Annotated in this window: 13 protein-coding genes; 10 read left to right on the forward strand and 3 right to left on the reverse strand. The window is 45.7% G+C overall.

Going from position 1 to position 16,453, the window contains the following annotated elements; all coding sequences use genetic code 11:
* Positions 1–53: 53 nt before the first annotated feature.
* Entirely contained in the window at positions 54–767 is a 714-nt protein-coding gene (gene tsaA / locus NWE73_RS11970; RefSeq protein WP_277578565.1) for a tRNA (N6-threonylcarbamoyladenosine(37)-N6)-methyltransferase TrmO, read from the reverse strand.
* Between the two features lie 167 nt (positions 768–934).
* Positions 935–1,651: a Crp/Fnr family transcriptional regulator gene (locus tag NWE73_RS11975; protein WP_277578566.1), complete on the reverse strand. Its 717-nt coding sequence runs from the start codon at positions 1,649–1,651 to the stop codon at positions 935–937.
* A gap of 261 nt (positions 1,652–1,912) precedes the next feature.
* Between NWE73_RS11975 and NWE73_RS11980 the strand changes: the two genes are divergently transcribed.
* From NWE73_RS11980 to NWE73_RS12005, 6 genes are all read left to right on the forward strand, one after another.
* Positions 1,913–2,893 (forward strand): BMP family lipoprotein, encoded by a 981-nt coding sequence (locus NWE73_RS11980; RefSeq protein ID WP_407652956.1) that lies wholly within the window; start codon positions 1,913–1,915, stop codon positions 2,891–2,893.
* A 13-nt stretch (positions 2,894–2,906) separates the two neighbouring features.
* Positions 2,907–4,385: an ABC transporter ATP-binding protein gene (locus NWE73_RS11985; protein ID WP_277578568.1), complete on the forward strand. Its 1,479-nt coding sequence runs from the start codon at positions 2,907–2,909 to the stop codon at positions 4,383–4,385.
* A complete protein-coding gene (locus NWE73_RS11990; RefSeq protein ID WP_277578569.1) occupies positions 4,382–5,422 on the forward strand; it encodes an ABC transporter permease in 1,041 nt (346 codons plus the stop codon). The genes NWE73_RS11985 and NWE73_RS11990 overlap by 4 nt, the downstream gene beginning before the upstream one ends.
* Complete coding sequence (locus tag NWE73_RS11995; protein WP_277578570.1) at positions 5,422–6,297, forward strand: ABC transporter permease; 876 nt, start codon at positions 5,422–5,424, stop codon at positions 6,295–6,297. The genes NWE73_RS11990 and NWE73_RS11995 overlap by 1 nt, the downstream gene beginning before the upstream one ends.
* Positions 6,298–6,319: 22 nt before the next feature.
* Positions 6,320–7,387, forward strand: coding sequence for a phospholipase C/P1 nuclease family protein (locus NWE73_RS12000; RefSeq protein ID WP_277578571.1), 1,068 nt, complete (start codon positions 6,320–6,322; stop codon positions 7,385–7,387).
* Between the two features lie 437 nt (positions 7,388–7,824).
* Entirely contained in the window at positions 7,825–8,184 is a 360-nt protein-coding gene (locus NWE73_RS12005; protein WP_277578572.1) for a hypothetical protein, read from the forward strand.
* 82 nt (positions 8,185–8,266) lie between these two features.
* On the opposite strand, the gene NWE73_RS12010 is transcribed toward NWE73_RS12005, so the two are convergent.
* A complete protein-coding gene (locus tag NWE73_RS12010; protein ID WP_277578573.1) occupies positions 8,267–9,376 on the reverse strand; it encodes a hypothetical protein in 1,110 nt (369 codons plus the stop codon).
* A gap of 498 nt (positions 9,377–9,874) precedes the next feature.
* Between NWE73_RS12010 and NWE73_RS12015 the strand changes: the two genes are divergently transcribed.
* The 4 genes from NWE73_RS12015 to NWE73_RS12030 all read left to right on the forward strand — a co-directional run bounded on the left by NWE73_RS12015 (position 9,875) and on the right by NWE73_RS12030 (position 16,333).
* The gene (locus tag NWE73_RS12015) at positions 9,875–10,939 is read left to right on the forward strand and encodes an outer membrane beta-barrel protein (protein WP_277578574.1); all 1,065 of its coding nucleotides are present in this window, start codon (positions 9,875–9,877) and stop codon (positions 10,937–10,939) included.
* Between the two features lie 124 nt (positions 10,940–11,063).
* On the forward strand, positions 11,064–13,694 hold the full coding sequence (gene rnr / locus NWE73_RS12020; RefSeq protein ID WP_407652950.1) for a ribonuclease R: 2,631 nt from the start codon (positions 11,064–11,066) through the stop codon (positions 13,692–13,694).
* Between the two features lie 179 nt (positions 13,695–13,873).
* A complete protein-coding gene (locus tag NWE73_RS12025) occupies positions 13,874–15,550 on the forward strand; it encodes an ABC1 kinase family protein (protein ID WP_277578576.1) in 1,677 nt (558 codons plus the stop codon).
* Positions 15,551–15,562: 12 nt separating this feature from the next.
* The gene (locus tag NWE73_RS12030; protein WP_277578577.1) at positions 15,563–16,333 is read left to right on the forward strand and encodes a LysR family transcriptional regulator; all 771 of its coding nucleotides are present in this window, start codon (positions 15,563–15,565) and stop codon (positions 16,331–16,333) included.
* Positions 16,334–16,453 lie beyond the last annotated feature (120 nt).

Below are 16,453 nucleotides of genomic sequence, written 5' to 3' on the forward strand. Positions count from 1 at the left end.
TTATTTGAGATCACAAGTATCTAACTTGGCGCCTTAATAAAAGGCAACTGCAACTAATTATGCATAAAAAGAATATCGAGTACTCGCACCAGGGTGGGGCTTTCGAATTTGAAATGGATATCACCATCAAACAATCGCACCGCATGTTCAGAGCGATAAGGTGAATCTTTTTCCTCATAGCCTCTATAAACGACTGGACGAGGATCCAACTTCAAAGTCTCTTCGATGATTTCACGAAGAGACTTATCGGGATTTCTCCCCTGCCATTCCAATAACAGATTTTGCGCCTTCTCTGTAAATTCGACATGGATCGGATCTTTCACAACTTCAGCGGGCCAGCCCGTGCGTGCATCCGGAACGGATTCCACTTCTGGAAGATAGGGTTTGATATCTAAAATTGGCGTGCCATCGACAAGATCCGCACCAGAAACGACGATGCCATCTTTCTCCACGCTCACTAGCTCCACCAAAGACAGACCAATCGGATTTGGACGATGCGGAGTTCGGGTCGCGAACAGCCCCATACTCTTCCCCCCCAATCGTGGAGGATGAACTTTCGCATGATATCGAGCGACTTTATTTTGATGGAAAACCCAAATGAGCCACACGTGGGAAAAGCCCTCAAGACCCTGTAAAGCCTCTGCCGGCTGCAAATCCGCACGGATCTTCAGTTTCGCCAAAGCCTTCTTCACCAAGCCAGGCTGGCGAGGAGTTCCAAATTTGTCTTTAAATCCGCTCTCAATATAACCAATAGGTTCCATAGACATAGGCAGGTCCCACCAAAGGTGGGCATTATATGGCTTTTCAAGTGCGAGGCGTCAAGGAGAAGTGTCACACTCGGAATAAAAAAAACCCACAGCTGCGAACTGCGGGTTTTTTATATTTACGACTAAAACCGCGTAAAAGGGTTTTAAAGAGATCATGCCCTTCTAAATTAGAAGTTGCCCGATCTTCTCATCAAACCATCGCGATTTTTGATAATGATTTCTTTACCGTTCAAGTCGATAAGACCTTCGTTTTTAAACTCAGTCAGATGACGTGATAAAGATTCATTGATCGTGCTGGCAAGTTGCGCGAACTCATTGCGTGTCAGCTTCAAGTTCAATGAAATACCATTTGGAGTTTGCACGCCAAACTTGTCAGAGAGCAGAACCAACTGATAAGCAATACGCTCTTGAACTGATGCCAAATAGTGAAGCTGACTTGTCGTCTCAAAAGACTCAAGATCATTCACCGCTTGGTTCAACAACAGCTTAATCAACGGACTTGCCTGTGCCATCGCAACTTGAATCAGCTCACGTGGATACAGCCAAAGCACAGTCGATTTTACCGCCTTCGCGTGAGACGTCGAGCCAACACCTTTTACCAAAGATTTGTAACCAAAGTATTCGCCCGGTGAAACCAGTTTAGTAACATATTCGTTTGTTGTTGTACGACCGCGTGCATGCGATCTGTTTACAACAACTTTAACGCAGCCAGATTGAACGTAGTAAAGTCCCTTTGGCGTATCGCCCTCCTTAAAGATCATCTCCTCTTCTTTGAGGTGAATGACTTCATAAGGCACATTCGAAGTACTCGGAATGCTTAGGTTTTGATTGCCCATGAAACCAAGGGAATTTACTCCGCCATTGAGTATTGTTTGAGATTCCATACTCTAATTCCTCCACACTTTCTTCGTTGGGTTAAATGTTGGTGTCATCCTAAGATGATATTATACAGCCGCCTATTTGAAATTTCGACATAACCCACTTGTAACGGCCTTGGATTTCAGCATCGAAATGAATAGGACTTGACTGACGTTTGCCACTCTCCTACTTTGGGCCCGATCAAAAACTGAAATTTTTCGTAAAATCATAAGCTTAATTAGTGTGCACACTCATTTGTTAAGCTCATTTTAAGGGGTCCCACAATGATGAAAAGCGGCCTGTTAACTTTGTCGTTCTGCATTCTTTCTGTGACGTCATCTTTTGCAAATACGCTTAAAGTCGGGTTGGTTCTCGATAAAGGCGGAAAAGACGACAAATCTTTCAACTCTGCAGCCTACGCTGGCGCAACAAAAGCAGAGAAAGATCTTAAAATTGAACTCAAGTATGTTGAGGCAACTGACACAAATGCGATTGAGAACCTTCATCGCTCTTTTGCTCGAAAAAATTTCGACCTTGTGATTGGAATCGGCTTCGCACAAAAGGAAGCTGTGAGAAAAGTAGCAGCCCAATTCCCTAACGTGAAATTCGCAATTGTCGACGGAGAAGTCACTGCTCCCAATGTTCGCTCATTGATGTTTGCAGAGCATGAAGGATCTTTCCTTGTCGGAGCTTTAGCAGCAATGGCATCCAAGACTCACTCTGTGGGATTTGTTGGTGGCATGGATATCCCACTCATTCGCCGATTTGCGATGGGCTATGCAGCCGGCGCTAAATACGTTGATCCGAAAATTGTCGTGACTGAAAACTATGTGGGCGTGACGGGCGAGGCCTGGAACAATCCTGCTAAATCTAAAGAGCTCGCTCTTTCACAATATGGCAAAGGTGCCGACGTGGTGTTTGCTTGTGCAGGCGCTTCAAACTCTGGCGTTTTTGATGCCGCTGAAGACCAAAAGAAATTCGCCATTGGCGTGGACAGCAATCAGAACTGGATTAAGCCAGGCGCGATCCTAACCAGCATGATGAAAGCGGTCGATGTCGCTGTCTTTGACACGATCAAAGACACGCAAACAGGAAAATTCACTGCAGGCATCGTTCAGTTTGGTTTGAATAATAACGGCGTTAATTACACTCTCGACAAGTACAACGAAAAATTGATCACACCGGAAATGAAAAAGAAGGTGGAAGAGATCAAAAAGAAAATCATCGCTGGGCAAATTCAAGTTCCTGACTATTACAAAAAGAAATAAGGCCTAGGAATAAATGAACTTGCAACCCGCTGTCGAATTTCGAGGAATTTCAAAATACTTTGGCGATGTCAAAGCGAACTCGGATATTTCATTTACGGTTACAGCGGGAAGCATTCACGGGATTGTCGGGGAAAATGGTGCTGGCAAATCCACAGCGATGAAAATCCTCTTTGGGCTTTATCGTCCCGACGAGGGCGAAATTCTGGTTAACGGCCAGCCGGTTCACTTCCACTCTTCCGTCGATGCCATGAGCGCCAAGATCGGCATGGTTCATCAGCACTTTATGTTGGCAGAGCCTTTCACCGCTCTGGACAATATTCTTCTGCAACAAAAAGGTTCCGCGTTTTCAATTCTACCGCGAGCTGAACAAAAAGCTCGCCTGCACGAAATTGCTCAACGCTATGGCTTTGACATTAATCTCGATGCAAAAATCGAAGATCTTTCTGTCGGGGCCCAACAGCGTATCGAGATTTTAAAAATTCTCTCTCAAGATTCCCAAATTTTGATTTTAGATGAACCGACGGCCGTGTTAACTCCGCAAGAGGTTCAGGATCTATTCAAGAATTTGAAACGTCTTAAGGAAGAGGGCAAAACGATTCTGATCATCACCCACAAATTGAAAGAAGTGATGAGCCTGACCGATGAAGTGACAATCTTCCGCGCGGGGCAAGTCGTTGCCAACAAAAAGACGGCTGAAACATCGGCGGCGGATCTTGCTGAGTTGATGGTGGGCCGACGCTTGCAGAATCCTCAAGAGCGCAAGACCTCTGTCAATACAGACAGCACGATCTTAAATATTTCCAATTTAAATGCCGCTTTGGGCACCCATAAGATCCATGACATCAACCTTCAAGTCCATACCTCTGAAATTGTCGGCATCGCCGGGGTTGAAGGAAATGGTCAGGATGTTTTAATTCGGGCCCTTTTAGATCCCCACTCCTTGAACAAGAAATCATTCAGTGGCGATCTCAAAGTTCATGGCAAAATGGGTTCATTCCCTGAAGATCGTTTGCGTTTTGGTGTATTGCCTTCTCGTCCGGTTTGGGAAAACTTTCTTCTGGGGCAGCAAAAGATCTCACGCTTTGCTCGTGGTATCTTCCTGAAGGGCCAAGAAGTTCTGCGCGCCACTCAAGAGGCGATGGAAAGCTATGACGTCCGCCCTCGCAATGCTTATTTGCCTTTCGAAAAACTCTCCGGTGGAAATCAACAGAAGTTGGTGGTGGCTCGTGCACTTTCTCAAAAGCCTCGCTTCGTGATTGCGGCTCAGCCAACTCGTGGCGTGGATATCGGAGCCATTGAGTTTATTCATAACGAACTTCGCAAGTGTCGCGATGACGGCACCGGGGTTTTATTGATCTCTTCAGAACTTGATGAATTGATGGCCCTGTCAGATCGTATTTTGGTTCTTTATAAAGGTCGGCTTGTGGCAGAGTTTTCGCGCAGCCAATTTGACGAGATCGCCTTGGGCACTGCCATGGGAGGTTGCCATTGAGAAAATCATTAGGACGCCTATTGGGTTTTGCCGCCGGGTTGACTATTGCGCTTCTGCTGACCTTCTTCGCTGGTGAAAATCCTTTGCACATTTTTATGATTCTTGTGAAGAGTGCCTTTGGATCGATGTATGACTTGGGACTCACCCTTTCTTATACAACTCCATTGATCTTCTGTGGCTTGTCTGTGGCGATCGGATTTCACGCAGGCCTTTTCAATATTGGCGCCGAAGGGCAGCTCACTATGGCGGCGGTCACTGCGGCCGCTGTAGGGGTTTTATTTCCACAGGTTCCTTTTCCGGCAGCCCCCGTTTTAGCCTTCTGTGCCTCTTTGCTAGTCGGTGGTTTGTGGGGATTTATTCCAGGTTGGTTGCGTGCCTATCGCGGCAGCCATGAAGTGATTATCACGATCATGATGAACTTTATCGCCGCAGGTTTGGCGAGCTGGTTTGCATTGAAAGTCATCCCAAACCCAAATTCGCAAAATCCTGAAACTGCGATGGTTGGTGGAAATTATCTTTTCAAAGACTATGATTTGATTGCTCGTCTGTTCCCCGATACTCCCGCGAATGCCTCTTTAGGTTTTGCGATTGTTCTGGCGATTTTGATGTGGATCTTCCTGTGGAAGACCACCTGGGGCTTTCAATTGCGCGCCGTGGGTTCAAATCCTGAAGCTGCTCACCGCGGTGGCATTTCTGAAAAGAAAACTTTGATGATCGCAATGGCGTTGGCCGGAGCTTGCGCAGGCTGCGTGGCTTTGTCTGAAGTTTTGGGAAGTGCGGGGCAATACCGCGTGGGCTTCTCTCCGGATTATGGCTTTATCGGCATTGCAGTGGCTTTGTTGGCTAATAACAATCCATTGGGTGTCATTGCCGCGGCCTTTTTGATGGGAGCACTTCATAAAGGGGCTTCTGATTTGGATCTTGAAACAACGACAATCACTCGCGACTTCTCTCGCATCATTCAGGCTTTGATTATCCTGGGCGTCGCGGCCCAAGCTTATTGGGAACATCTTCGTTCACGCAGGAGGAAGCACTAATGGAATTCTTTTTAGTTCTTAGTGCTTTGTTATTTGCGACTTTGCGTTTAGCAACTCCGCTGATTTTTGCGTCCATGGGCGGAATGATGAGTGAACGCTCTGGCGTCGTAAATGTCGCGCTTGAAAGCTTCATGTTGGTGGGTGCGTTTGTTGGCGCTGTAGCGGGCTATTACGCCGGCCACGCTTGGATTGGGTGGATAGCCGCACTTGCGGCTGGCTTGATGATTGGTGCGCTCTATGCCCTGTTTGTGATCGAATTGCGTGCTGACCAAATCGTCACCGGTATGGCCTTCAATCTGTTGGTGATGGGCGTGATCCCGTTCATGACGAAAATTCTTTTTAATTCAACCGGCTCGACGCCCGCTTTGCCGGTGGAGAATCGTTTTACTTTTGAACCTTTGCTAATCTCTCTGCTTTTAGTGGCGGTATTAACTTTATGGCTGCGCAAAACCCGCTCGGGCTTGTGGCTTTTGTTCGCAGGCGAACATCCAGAAGCTTTGATGGCAAGTGGTGTGAGTGTTCGCAAAGTGCGCTGGGCCGCTGTCACTCTCAGTGGTGGTTTCGCCGCGTGGGGTGGCGCAAGTTTGTCATTATTCCTGGCTTCTTCTTGTTCTCCATTGATGACTGGCGGTCGTGGCTTTATGGCTTTGGCAGCTTTGATCTTCGGAAAATGGAAACCTCTTCCTGCCTTTGCAGCCTGTTTATTGTTTGCCTTTGCGGATGCCGCGCAGATTCGCCTGCAAGGCGTGCAAGTGGGCGGCATGGAGATCCCCGTTCAATTTGTTCAGATTTTACCGTACATCGTTACTATCGTTGCTCTGGCAGGATTCATCGGCGCAAGTCGACCTCCGAAAGCCTTGGGCAAAGAACTATAACCGTTTCATTTTGGGAGCCCGCATGAAAACGATCCTTCTTACGGCAATGCTTCTTTCTTCGACCGCATTTGGTTGGGGCGGAAGAGGCCATGACGTCATCTGCAGAACTGCAAGCTATCTTGTAAAAGAAAAAGGCTTGAAAGAATACCTTCGCAACAAACCCCAAATGATGGGTCATCTGTGCAATATGCCAGACTTCTATTGGAAGTCTTTGGGTGGCGACGCCAACAAATACGGAAGCCCTGCCCACTTCATCGATCCTGAAATCACAGGCATGGCAGTGAAGTCGATCCCTCTGGATTACAAAAAGATCGTCGACGAATACACTGGCAAGCCTAACAAGTTTAAAAACGATGGATCGACGATCAAGTTCGTTCCGAATGAGTTCGGATCTGCTTGGTGGAGAGCTGAACAATTCGTTCGCCGTATCGAAGCTTTGAAACCGCAATTTGACGCTGCTAAAGCTCCAGCAAATCGCAAGGAAGAGCAAGACAACGAACTTCCTTACAACAAACTTGTTTATCAAATGGTGACAGACATGGGTTTGATGGGTCACTTCACGGGTGATACGTCTCAACCATTCCACACGACAGCCGACTATGATGGTTGGGCAACTGGTCACGGTGGTATTCACGCTTATTTCGAAGACGGTGTGGTTGGCGAGTTCGATGGGGATCTTGATGCCTTGGTTCTGAAAGAAGCTCGCGCGATGAAAAATCCTTCTTTCTTGAAACCAAAAACGGTTTTGGAAAAGATGAAGGCCTTGAGCGAAATTTCTTTGGCGGAAGTTCCTAAGATTTTGAAACTTGATCCTGTTACCAAAAAATCCACTGTAGTTAAAGACCGTGGTATGGAAGTGCGCACCGATGCGGAAAGACTTCCAGCCTCTGTCGCTTTCAAGAAAATGCACAAGATGGTTTTGCAAGATCTTGCTCGTGGTGCAGTGATGACGGCAGCTCTTTGGGATGAAGCTTATGTGAAAGCTGGCAGCCCTAAGATCAATGCTTACAAGTCTTATAAGTATCCGTTCACGGTTGAATTCGTTCAGCCGGATTACTTTGATATCCCAGCGGAAACTCCTAAGAAGTAGTTCAGCATTTACTTAGTGAATATTCAAAAAGGCCGGCAGTAATGTCGGCCTTTTTTTATTTCTCCCCTCGCGATTACTTCAGCGGAAGAAGCAAGGCAACACCGGCGCCGAAAGTACGCTCTGACCCTTGCCCGTTTGTAGGTCCACCCATTTTGCGACGAGGGCGAACTTATTTTCAAAGTACACACTCGATTTCGGCCTCAAATACCCTCTGAAAAATAGCGTCCCGCACCAGCTTACGTCGTTGAGCAACAGCCCCCAAAAGCTTCGATTTTAGCCAGAAATTCAGGATCTCATTCTGAGACATCCTCTTTCTGCTGTAAGCCCCTCTAGGGCCCCTGTCTTGGCTTTAGACACTCGAATCGCATATAGAGGATTTCGCACGGGCACAATGCTCGCATCTCAAGATTGCGGAAGATAACCCAAAGGAGAGAGATATGAAAAAGACGTTTGCTTTGATTCTAGCTGCAATGATGTTACTTGGTGCTGTTAAAGGTATGGCGGATGAAGTTGGTTCCATCGAGAACGAAATCACGATCGGCAAAATTGATGCTGCTGATTTGGACCTTACGACTCGTGAAATTTCTCAGCAGATTAACGAGCTTAATGCGATTCAAGACAGCTTGGCTCAGGTCGAAGACTCTGGTGGATTGATCCGTGATATCGGACAAACTGTGACGACTGCGGAAATGGAACTTAAAGGTATCGATCGCTCAATGGATTTGGATAAAGCGCATCAGTTGAAGAGAGAGTTGTCTGAAGTGATTGCGACTGTTAAAGCGCATCTTCCTAAGTAGTTTCGGGATTTCAATAGCTACAAAAACAAAAAGCCCAGGTTTCCCTGGGCTTTTCTTTTTACTCAAATTTACGAGTTCAAAATTAGAACATGTAAGTAAGAGAAGCGTCAGCCAACAAGCTGTTGCCGTTAACTGCACCAGTAGTTGAACCAGCAAGTGAACCATCAAGTTCAATTTTGCCCCATTTCAAACCAGCACCAACTGCAACAGTTGTGTCGTTTGTAAGGTTTGACTTAGTGTTAGCAGTTTCATTTTTGTTTTCGCCAACGATAACTGTTTGTTTAACAGAACCGCGAAGAGTCAACCAAGAAGCTGCATCCAATTCCATACCAACTAGGAACGGAAGACCAGAAGTAGAAGTCTTTTTAGAAGTAGTTGAATCTTGCTTAACTTCGTTTGAAAGGTAGCTGATACCGTAGAAGAAGTTTCCGCCTTCAACTTTGTGGTTGTTCACCATACCAACTTCGTATTGGTTTTTAGTGATATCAGTGTCTGCGTTAGAAACAGTTGCAGTACCTTTTGCATATTCGTAGTTAGCGAATGCATAGATAGAATCAAACCAGTAACCACCACCAACTTTGTAAAGACCTTTAGACTCTAGTTTTGGAGATTGAAGAGCTGCAACATCTGACTCAGTTTTACCCATCAAACCAAGACGTGCGTATGCATTCCAAACGTCAGTGCGAACACCCGCTGAAAGACCCATAGTGTTAGCTTTTTGAGATACAGTTGCTGTATCGTTTTTCGCGTTAGAGTAATGGAAGTCGAAGCCCCATTTCATTCCACCGAAATCGTTACCGTAGAACAAATCCAAAGGATTTTGCTCAGTCATCAACGTACCGTTAGCGCCACCAACTGCGAAAGTTGAAACGTTCACGCCATCGATGAATGATGTAGTTGTATCATTTCTGTGACCAAGGTAAGCACCAACTTTACCAAAAGAAGTAGTTCTAACGAAACCACCTTCAGCTTTTGGAGCGCGTGTTACGTCAGTAGCTGAGTAAGTTGACTTGTTGTCACCCATTTCCAAAGTCGCGAAATCGCCAACGTAGTTAAGGTCTGCTGGGTTCACAAACAAAGTTTGTGTATCTACCAAGTGAGACGCGTTTCCTAGTGAAGACAAACGTGCTTTAGAAGCCATTGCAGGCGCTGCCGCCATAGTCAATGCTGCCAATACTAATAGTTTTTTCATTGTTGCATCCTTTCGATTCGTTGCAATTATGATTACTTTAAATCCATTAAAGTTTGTAATTCGTTACACAAAAAATGCTAATGAGGGTCCAGTCCAAGATCAACCACAAAAATGTTATTGCTCAAACTGCACCGTGCAAAACAAAGCAAAACGCATGAAAGTTAGCTCCCCAAAAAAATCTTTGAAAAATTTTATGTTTCTTTTATTTCTTCAGACTTAATTTTTTTGGACTCACCCGCGAAACACAGTGCTACAGCGGCGTTCGCAGAATTTATGAATTTTTAATCGCATGTGGAAAACCACTGGAATTTCCATTCACGAGGCTTCACTTCTTATCAAAAAAACGTATAAATTTGGCCTCATTGACGCTCCACCTCAAATTAGAGCCGGCGCACTAGATCATAGTCTGGTTTACGATCTATTTACGTTACTCGAACTAGACCTAAGTCTTAAATTTGTCCGCATCAAATCTTCAAAAGCAAATTTAAAGGAGCTTAAATGAAGCATTTTGCGTGTCTTTCAATTGTATTTTTACTCGGTACTTCGCAGTCATATGCTGCAGATGTAGGAGGACTCACCGTTAATGGAGAGGCTAGCTTTGACTACAATCTCTTATCTTCTAAAGACAAAGCAACGCCATTTATAGGTGGAGCCACGAATGAAACTTACCGTCTGAATCAGGCGCAAGTAACAATCAAGAAAGAAACAGAACAAATTTCCTTCTTGAGTCGACTTGTTTATTCACCAACTTCATATCTAACAAGCACGACCACTTCTACCAAATCAAACTTGGGAACGCTCGATCAACTTGAAGTCTATTATAAGGCAACTCCTACTATATATATTGGCTTCGGCAGGTTTTATACGACGATGGGGTTTGAATCTTTACTCAAGTCCGAGAACTATACTTATAATAACACCATAGCCTTTCAAGGAATCGCTCCGGGATATGGTGAAGGTTTACGAATCAAATATATTCCGAGTGATAAGCTAACTGCGACTCTCTCTACTTATAATCAAGCGACCTACAACGCTTTCGGGGATGACTACACTCCGACAAAAACGACAGAAATTTCAATTGCTGGACTTTGGAATAAGTTCAACTGGTTTGCAGGATACTATTTCGGAAAAGATGGAGCGACGCCTGTTGAAAGATCTGAGAAAACAGCTAGCAGCATCTGGGCGACCTACAAAATTGATCAACTTACCTTGGCCGCAACCTATGATTCGCGCACGACGAGGCTGGATGGCAGCAGCACGAAGTGGTCGGACTCTACAAGTATTTTAGTAAGCTACATTGTCGCTATGAATACCATCACATCCCGTTATGAAATGGTTCGCGGCGCCGGAGAATTGTTCGATTCTGCTTCCGGTACTAATTACGGAAGTGCTGACAAAGTGAACTCATTCATTTTGGCCGACAAAATCGCATTGAATGACAACTTCAAACTCCATGTCGAATACAGAATGGATCACGCTGACGCTGAGTCCTTCTTTAATAAAGATGGAAATCCAACGAAAGATGCAAGCCTGCTGACCCTCGGAGCGGTGGCGAGTTTTTAAAATATTTAATAAAAAGAGTGGGTTGCACCATATGAACTCACTCTTTCCGTTCTAAATTCCACTCCAGATCCACTTCATTATTTCCTGTCGTGTTGCCTAAGTTGTGCTAATCTTTAATAAAAGGATGAACATCTCGCACATGCAGAAAAAACAACTTCTCCCAGGCACAATAAAAAGACATCCAGACGGTTTCGGTTTTTTCATCGCTGACGACAAAGATCAACCTGACGTTTATATCCCACGCGGCTCCATGGAAGGCATCATGACCAACGATAAGGTCATGGCCGAAGTTTACCCTGAAAAAGGTGGAGACAGATTCCGCGGCGAAATCGTTAAGGTCATTCAAAGAGGCACTAAAACTTTCGTTGGTCGATTTTATAAGCTCAATGACAAGTACGGCATTATCCGCGATGAAGGAAAAGGCTGGAGCCAGGATCTTCGTATCAAACTTGAAGACTCCATGGGCGCAAAAGACAAGGAACTTGTCGCAGCGGAAGCCATCACTTACCCAGACAACGGCCAGCAATTCACAGGCAAGGTCACTGCGGTCATCGGCAACGCTCTCGATCCACTCACTGATATCAAACGTGTGATTCTTTCCAGCAATATTCCACAAGACTTCTCAAAAGAGACTTTGGAAGAAGCTACCCACTATAAAGAGGTCCCTGAAGAAAAAGACTTCAAGGGTCGTAAAGATCTGCGCGGTCTTGATTTGATCACTATCGACGGTGCAACGGCGAAAGACTTCGACGATGCGGTCTATGTCGAGATCAATCCTGAAGGCTTCCTTCTTTATGTAGCGATTGCCGATGTCAGCCACTACGTGCAAAACGGCTCAGCGATTGATCGTGATGCTTATGAACGCGGAACTTCGGTTTACTTCCCGAACTTCGTGGTTCCGATGCTTCCAGAAGTTCTTAGTAACGGACTTTGCTCTTTGAATCCTCACGTCCCTAGACTGTGCATGGTGGCAGAGATGCAGTTCGACTTTACTGGCGAAATGGTTCGCTCTGACTTCTATGAAGCGGTTATGGAAAGCAAATCCCGCGTGACCTACGGGGAAGCCCAGGAAGTCATCGACGGCAATGTTGTTGAAAAGCACGAACACGTAAAAGAAAATATCCTGCGCCTTGCCGACCTTGCAAAAATCCTGATGGCCAAACGTTTCAAAGACGGATCCTTGGATCTTGAAATCCCTGAAACAGAATTGGTTATCGATGGTGCCGGAGTCCCAATTGATATTCAAAGATCTGAACGTCTTTTCTCTCACCGTTTGATTGAAGAGATGATGCTGGCCGCGAACGTCGCAGTTGCGAAGTTCCTGCACTCACGAAATATCCCGGCTTTGTACCGCATCCATGAACCTCCGAACGAGCAGGCCATTGGTATTCTTGAAAAATACATGGCGACCTTCGGTGGAAAAACCAAACTCAACCAAGGCAAACTGCAAAAGCGTTTAACTAAGGCCCTGGAAGAGTTTGAAAACAAGCCGGAAGCACATATCCTTAATATTTTGACTTTAAGATCAATGAGCCAAGCCAAATACAGCCCTAATAATGTGGGCCACTTTGGTTTGGGCTTTGAGTTCTATGCTCACTTTACTTCGCCGATTCGTCGTTATCCTGACTTGATCATTCATCGCTTGTTGAAAAATCAGGTTGTGAAAAGCAATCAATACCGACTTATCAGCGAAGACGATCTTGCCACGGCTGGAACCATTCTTTCAGCCGCAGAGCAAAGATCCACCAAAGCAGAGCGCCAAGTTCAATCCATCAAAAAAGCCCGCTTCATGGAGAAATTCATTGGGCAAGAGTTTGATGGGATGATCAGCTCTGTGGCGAAGTTCGGGGTCTTTGTATTGCTTCGTGAATACGATTGCGATGGCCTGATCCGCCTTGATGACCTTGGCAATGATAAGTTTGAATACGATGAAGAGAATCTAAAACTGATCGCAAAACGTTCAGGCTTTTCTTACAGCATCGGCGATATGATTCGCATCCAGGTTGCGGCCGCTGATCCTGAATTGGGTCAGGTGAACTTCGTTAAAGCCGGTATGCTTGAAAAAGAAGACGATGATGAACTTCCAGATGGCAAAACAGAAGCCCAAGCCAGCTCTGAAAAGTATTTGAATCGTATCCGCGAAAAGTCACAAAAAGAACGCAAGCAAAGTGAACTTCCTAAGTTTACCAATGCAAGAGGCGATCGTGGTGCTCGCGGGGAGCGCCCGGGTCGAGGCGACCGCCCTTCTGGACCAGGGGACCGTGAAGAACGTCGCCATGGTAAAGAGGACCGCCGAGGAGCCGCTCCAGGAAAACCTGAGCGCGGTGGCAAACCGGGCCGCAAAGAAGATCGCAAACAATCCGGTTTCCAAGGTGGCAAGCCTCAGAAGTCGAAATTCTTCCGCGACAGTCGCGAAGAACCAAGCGGACAGGCTTTCAAGCAAGAAAAAGCAGCTCAGCAAAAGATGCAGCTAAAACCTCGGGCTTGGGACAATGAGGAACGCAAAGGTCCAGATGAAAATCTTCTAAAGATGATCTTAGGGCCAAATGAGTTCCGCAAATCCAAAGGTGAAGGCTCGACCGATGAAAAGCCAAAACTGAGCAAGAAATTGCAGTTCAGCGAAAACTCAAAGCTTCGCGATGACGATAAGAACTCTGCTAGAAACAGCGAAAGTCTTAAAGATCCGAAGCTAGATAAAAAAGAAAAGAAAAACGCCACCAAACCGAAATCCCCTTTCGGACGCGGCAAAAAATAGTACCAAATAGCACATAAAACGCCGGCCTCAAAAGCCGGCGTTTTTCATTCTTGAACCAGACTTTTGGACCATCTCCACACGATAAAAAATTGCTGTTTGCCCGAGTATCTAAACCTAGAGATAATAACGACAATTCAGCAAGAATAGACCAGAGTTCGACGAACACTTGGAGCTCAGTAGTGACTGCATTAAAGACCGGAGCACAAATCGGAAAAACCTTAAAGAATGCTGCTCGCCTGCGCACTATCGTCGGCGTTTTCGCAAAGCATGGCTTTCATAAGGTCGCTGAAAAAGTAAAGCTCGGCAAATTCATCATCGAACGCTTGAATTCGTCATCTGATATCGAAACGCTATCGATGGCAGAACGCATGCGCATGAGTTTTGAGGAACTCGGTCCTACCTTCGTAAAACTGGGTCAGCTACTGGCCACTCGCCCCGATTTGGTACCTGAAGAATACGTCAACGAATTCGAAAAGCTGCACGACCGCGTGCAACCACTGCCTTTTTCAGTCGTTGAAGAAGTTCTAAAAGAAGAATTCGGCAACACTCTTTATCAAAAATTTGAAAGCATTGAACCAGAACCTTTGGGCTCTGCCAGCATTGCCCAAGTCCATCGCGCAAAACTTGCCACGGGCGAAGCGGTTGTGGTCAAGGTGCAACGGCCGGGAATCATTCAAACCATCAATGATGATTTGAATGTCCTCTATCTATTGGCAGATTTGCTGATCACCTATGTTCCAGAAACTCGCCCCTTCAATCCGACAGGTATTGTGGACGAGTATTTTAGAACACTGGAACTGGAGACCAATTTCATTGTTGAAGCGAACAACATTCGTCGCTTTCAAGAAAACTTTGCCTCCGACGATACGATTAAAATTCCCAAAGTTTATCTGGATTTCACAACCGAGCGCGTTTTGACCATGGAAATGCTTCCTGGTGTTCCGCTAAGCCAAGAAAGTTCGATGTCACAGCAGGGACTTGATTCTAAAGAGGTCATCCGCCGCGGACTCGGTGCTTATTTGAAGATGGTCTTCCATGACGGTCTTTTCCACGGAGATCTCCACGCCGGGAATTTCTTTGTTCTACCCGACAATCACATCGGCTTGATTGATTTCGGCGTCGTAGGGCGCTTGAACTCCCGCACTCAGGGGGCGATTGCCAATATGCTGTTGGCTCTTTCAAAAGAAGATTACGATCGCCTGGCTTTTGAGTATGTCGACTTGGCGCCGTTCTCTGACCAAGTGAATGTGGATCTGTTCGCCAAAGATTTGCGCGAACTGATCGCCCCTTTCTTTGGCTTGACGCTCAAGAACGTCAACCTAGGGAAAATCCTGATGAAATCTTCAGGAATTGCAGCTCGCCATCACATTCAGGTACCAACCGAACTGATGATGTTCTTTAAATCGATTGTTTCGATTGAGGGCATTGGGCGTAAGATTGATAAAGATTTTGATTTTTTAAAGTACTCTCTTGAATTTGCGGGCGAACTTGCGAAGACTCAGTTTGGCCCGCAAAGAGTCATGAACGACATGTCACAGATGGCACGCGAATCCCGGGCCTTTTTAAATGCTCTGCCTCGCCAGTTGAATTTCTTCTTTAGAAAGGTCAACAGCCCCGAACATGCCTTCAAACTTAAGATCGCAGAGATCAAGGACCTCAGACGCTCCATTGAAGTCAGTTTCAATTTGCTGTTCTTGGGCGTGATCATCTCTGCTTTGATCATGAGTGCCTCATTTATTTTTGTACACGATACCGTGAACCACGTCTGGGGTATTCCTACTGCAAGCTTTGTAGGTTATATTCTGGCTGGGGTTTTGGGACTAATAGCATTTGTAAACTATATTAGAAAGCCCTGAGGTCCGAATTTTATGCAGCAACTGTATTATGAACTGAGTGTTTTGGCGAAGGCCGTAAATTTTAAAAATCTTTCGGCGGCGGCTCTTCATGTGGGCCTCAGTCAACCGCAACTTTCCCGCATTATTGCCAAGATCGAAGACGAACTTAAGATCGTTCTCTTGGATCGTTCTGCAAAAAGAAAGTCCGGATGGACCGCAGTTGCTTTCCAGCTTGCAGAAATATTCGAAAAGTCTATTCGTCGCCTTGAACTCGAAATGCAAGGGATCAGTAACAATCAAATGGTCGGCGAGCTGCATATTGGAACTCTCGAAGGTCTTTCTGATTTTGCTTTGAAAGCCGTTCATCTTTGCTTTGAAGAAGTGGGCGTTAAAAAAATCACTTTGGATATTTTTGATTTGAATGAACTGGAAGCCAACTTTCTGTCTGGCAATTTGGATTTGATCTTCACCTCCAAACAGCCGGGCCGTCAGAAATTTAAGTATCTTATGGAACTGGGTTTTCAAAAATTGGAAGAGATCAATTCCAACAAGAACTTCACGGTTTTAAGTTCTTTCGAATACGGCCGCGCCAACAAGAAAGAAGTGGAAGCCTTTCCGCATATTTTTGTTTCCAACTCTTTGGCCATGCGCCGCTCTTGGTTTGATAAAGTTGGCGGTGTAGGTCATATGCCGACAGAAGCCAAAAAAGGACGGCAAAAGGATGCTGAGCCTGTCCTTATGATCGGCTCTGAACTTTTAAGTCCGGTCCTCTGGGAAAATATCACCACCGCAATCTCTGAATAGAAGTTGCAGCTGTACTTTGGGTGTCGCAACGATGCCACCCAAAGACTTCTCACTCCTCTCACACAACCTTAACATTTGCCAAAAAAACGGCCTCATTCTTGATGCTCTTTTCCGAGAGAC

Source organism: Bdellovibrio svalbardensis (assembly GCF_029531655.1).
Lineage (GTDB): Bacteria > Bdellovibrionota > Bdellovibrionia > Bdellovibrionales > Bdellovibrionaceae > Bdellovibrio > Bdellovibrio svalbardensis.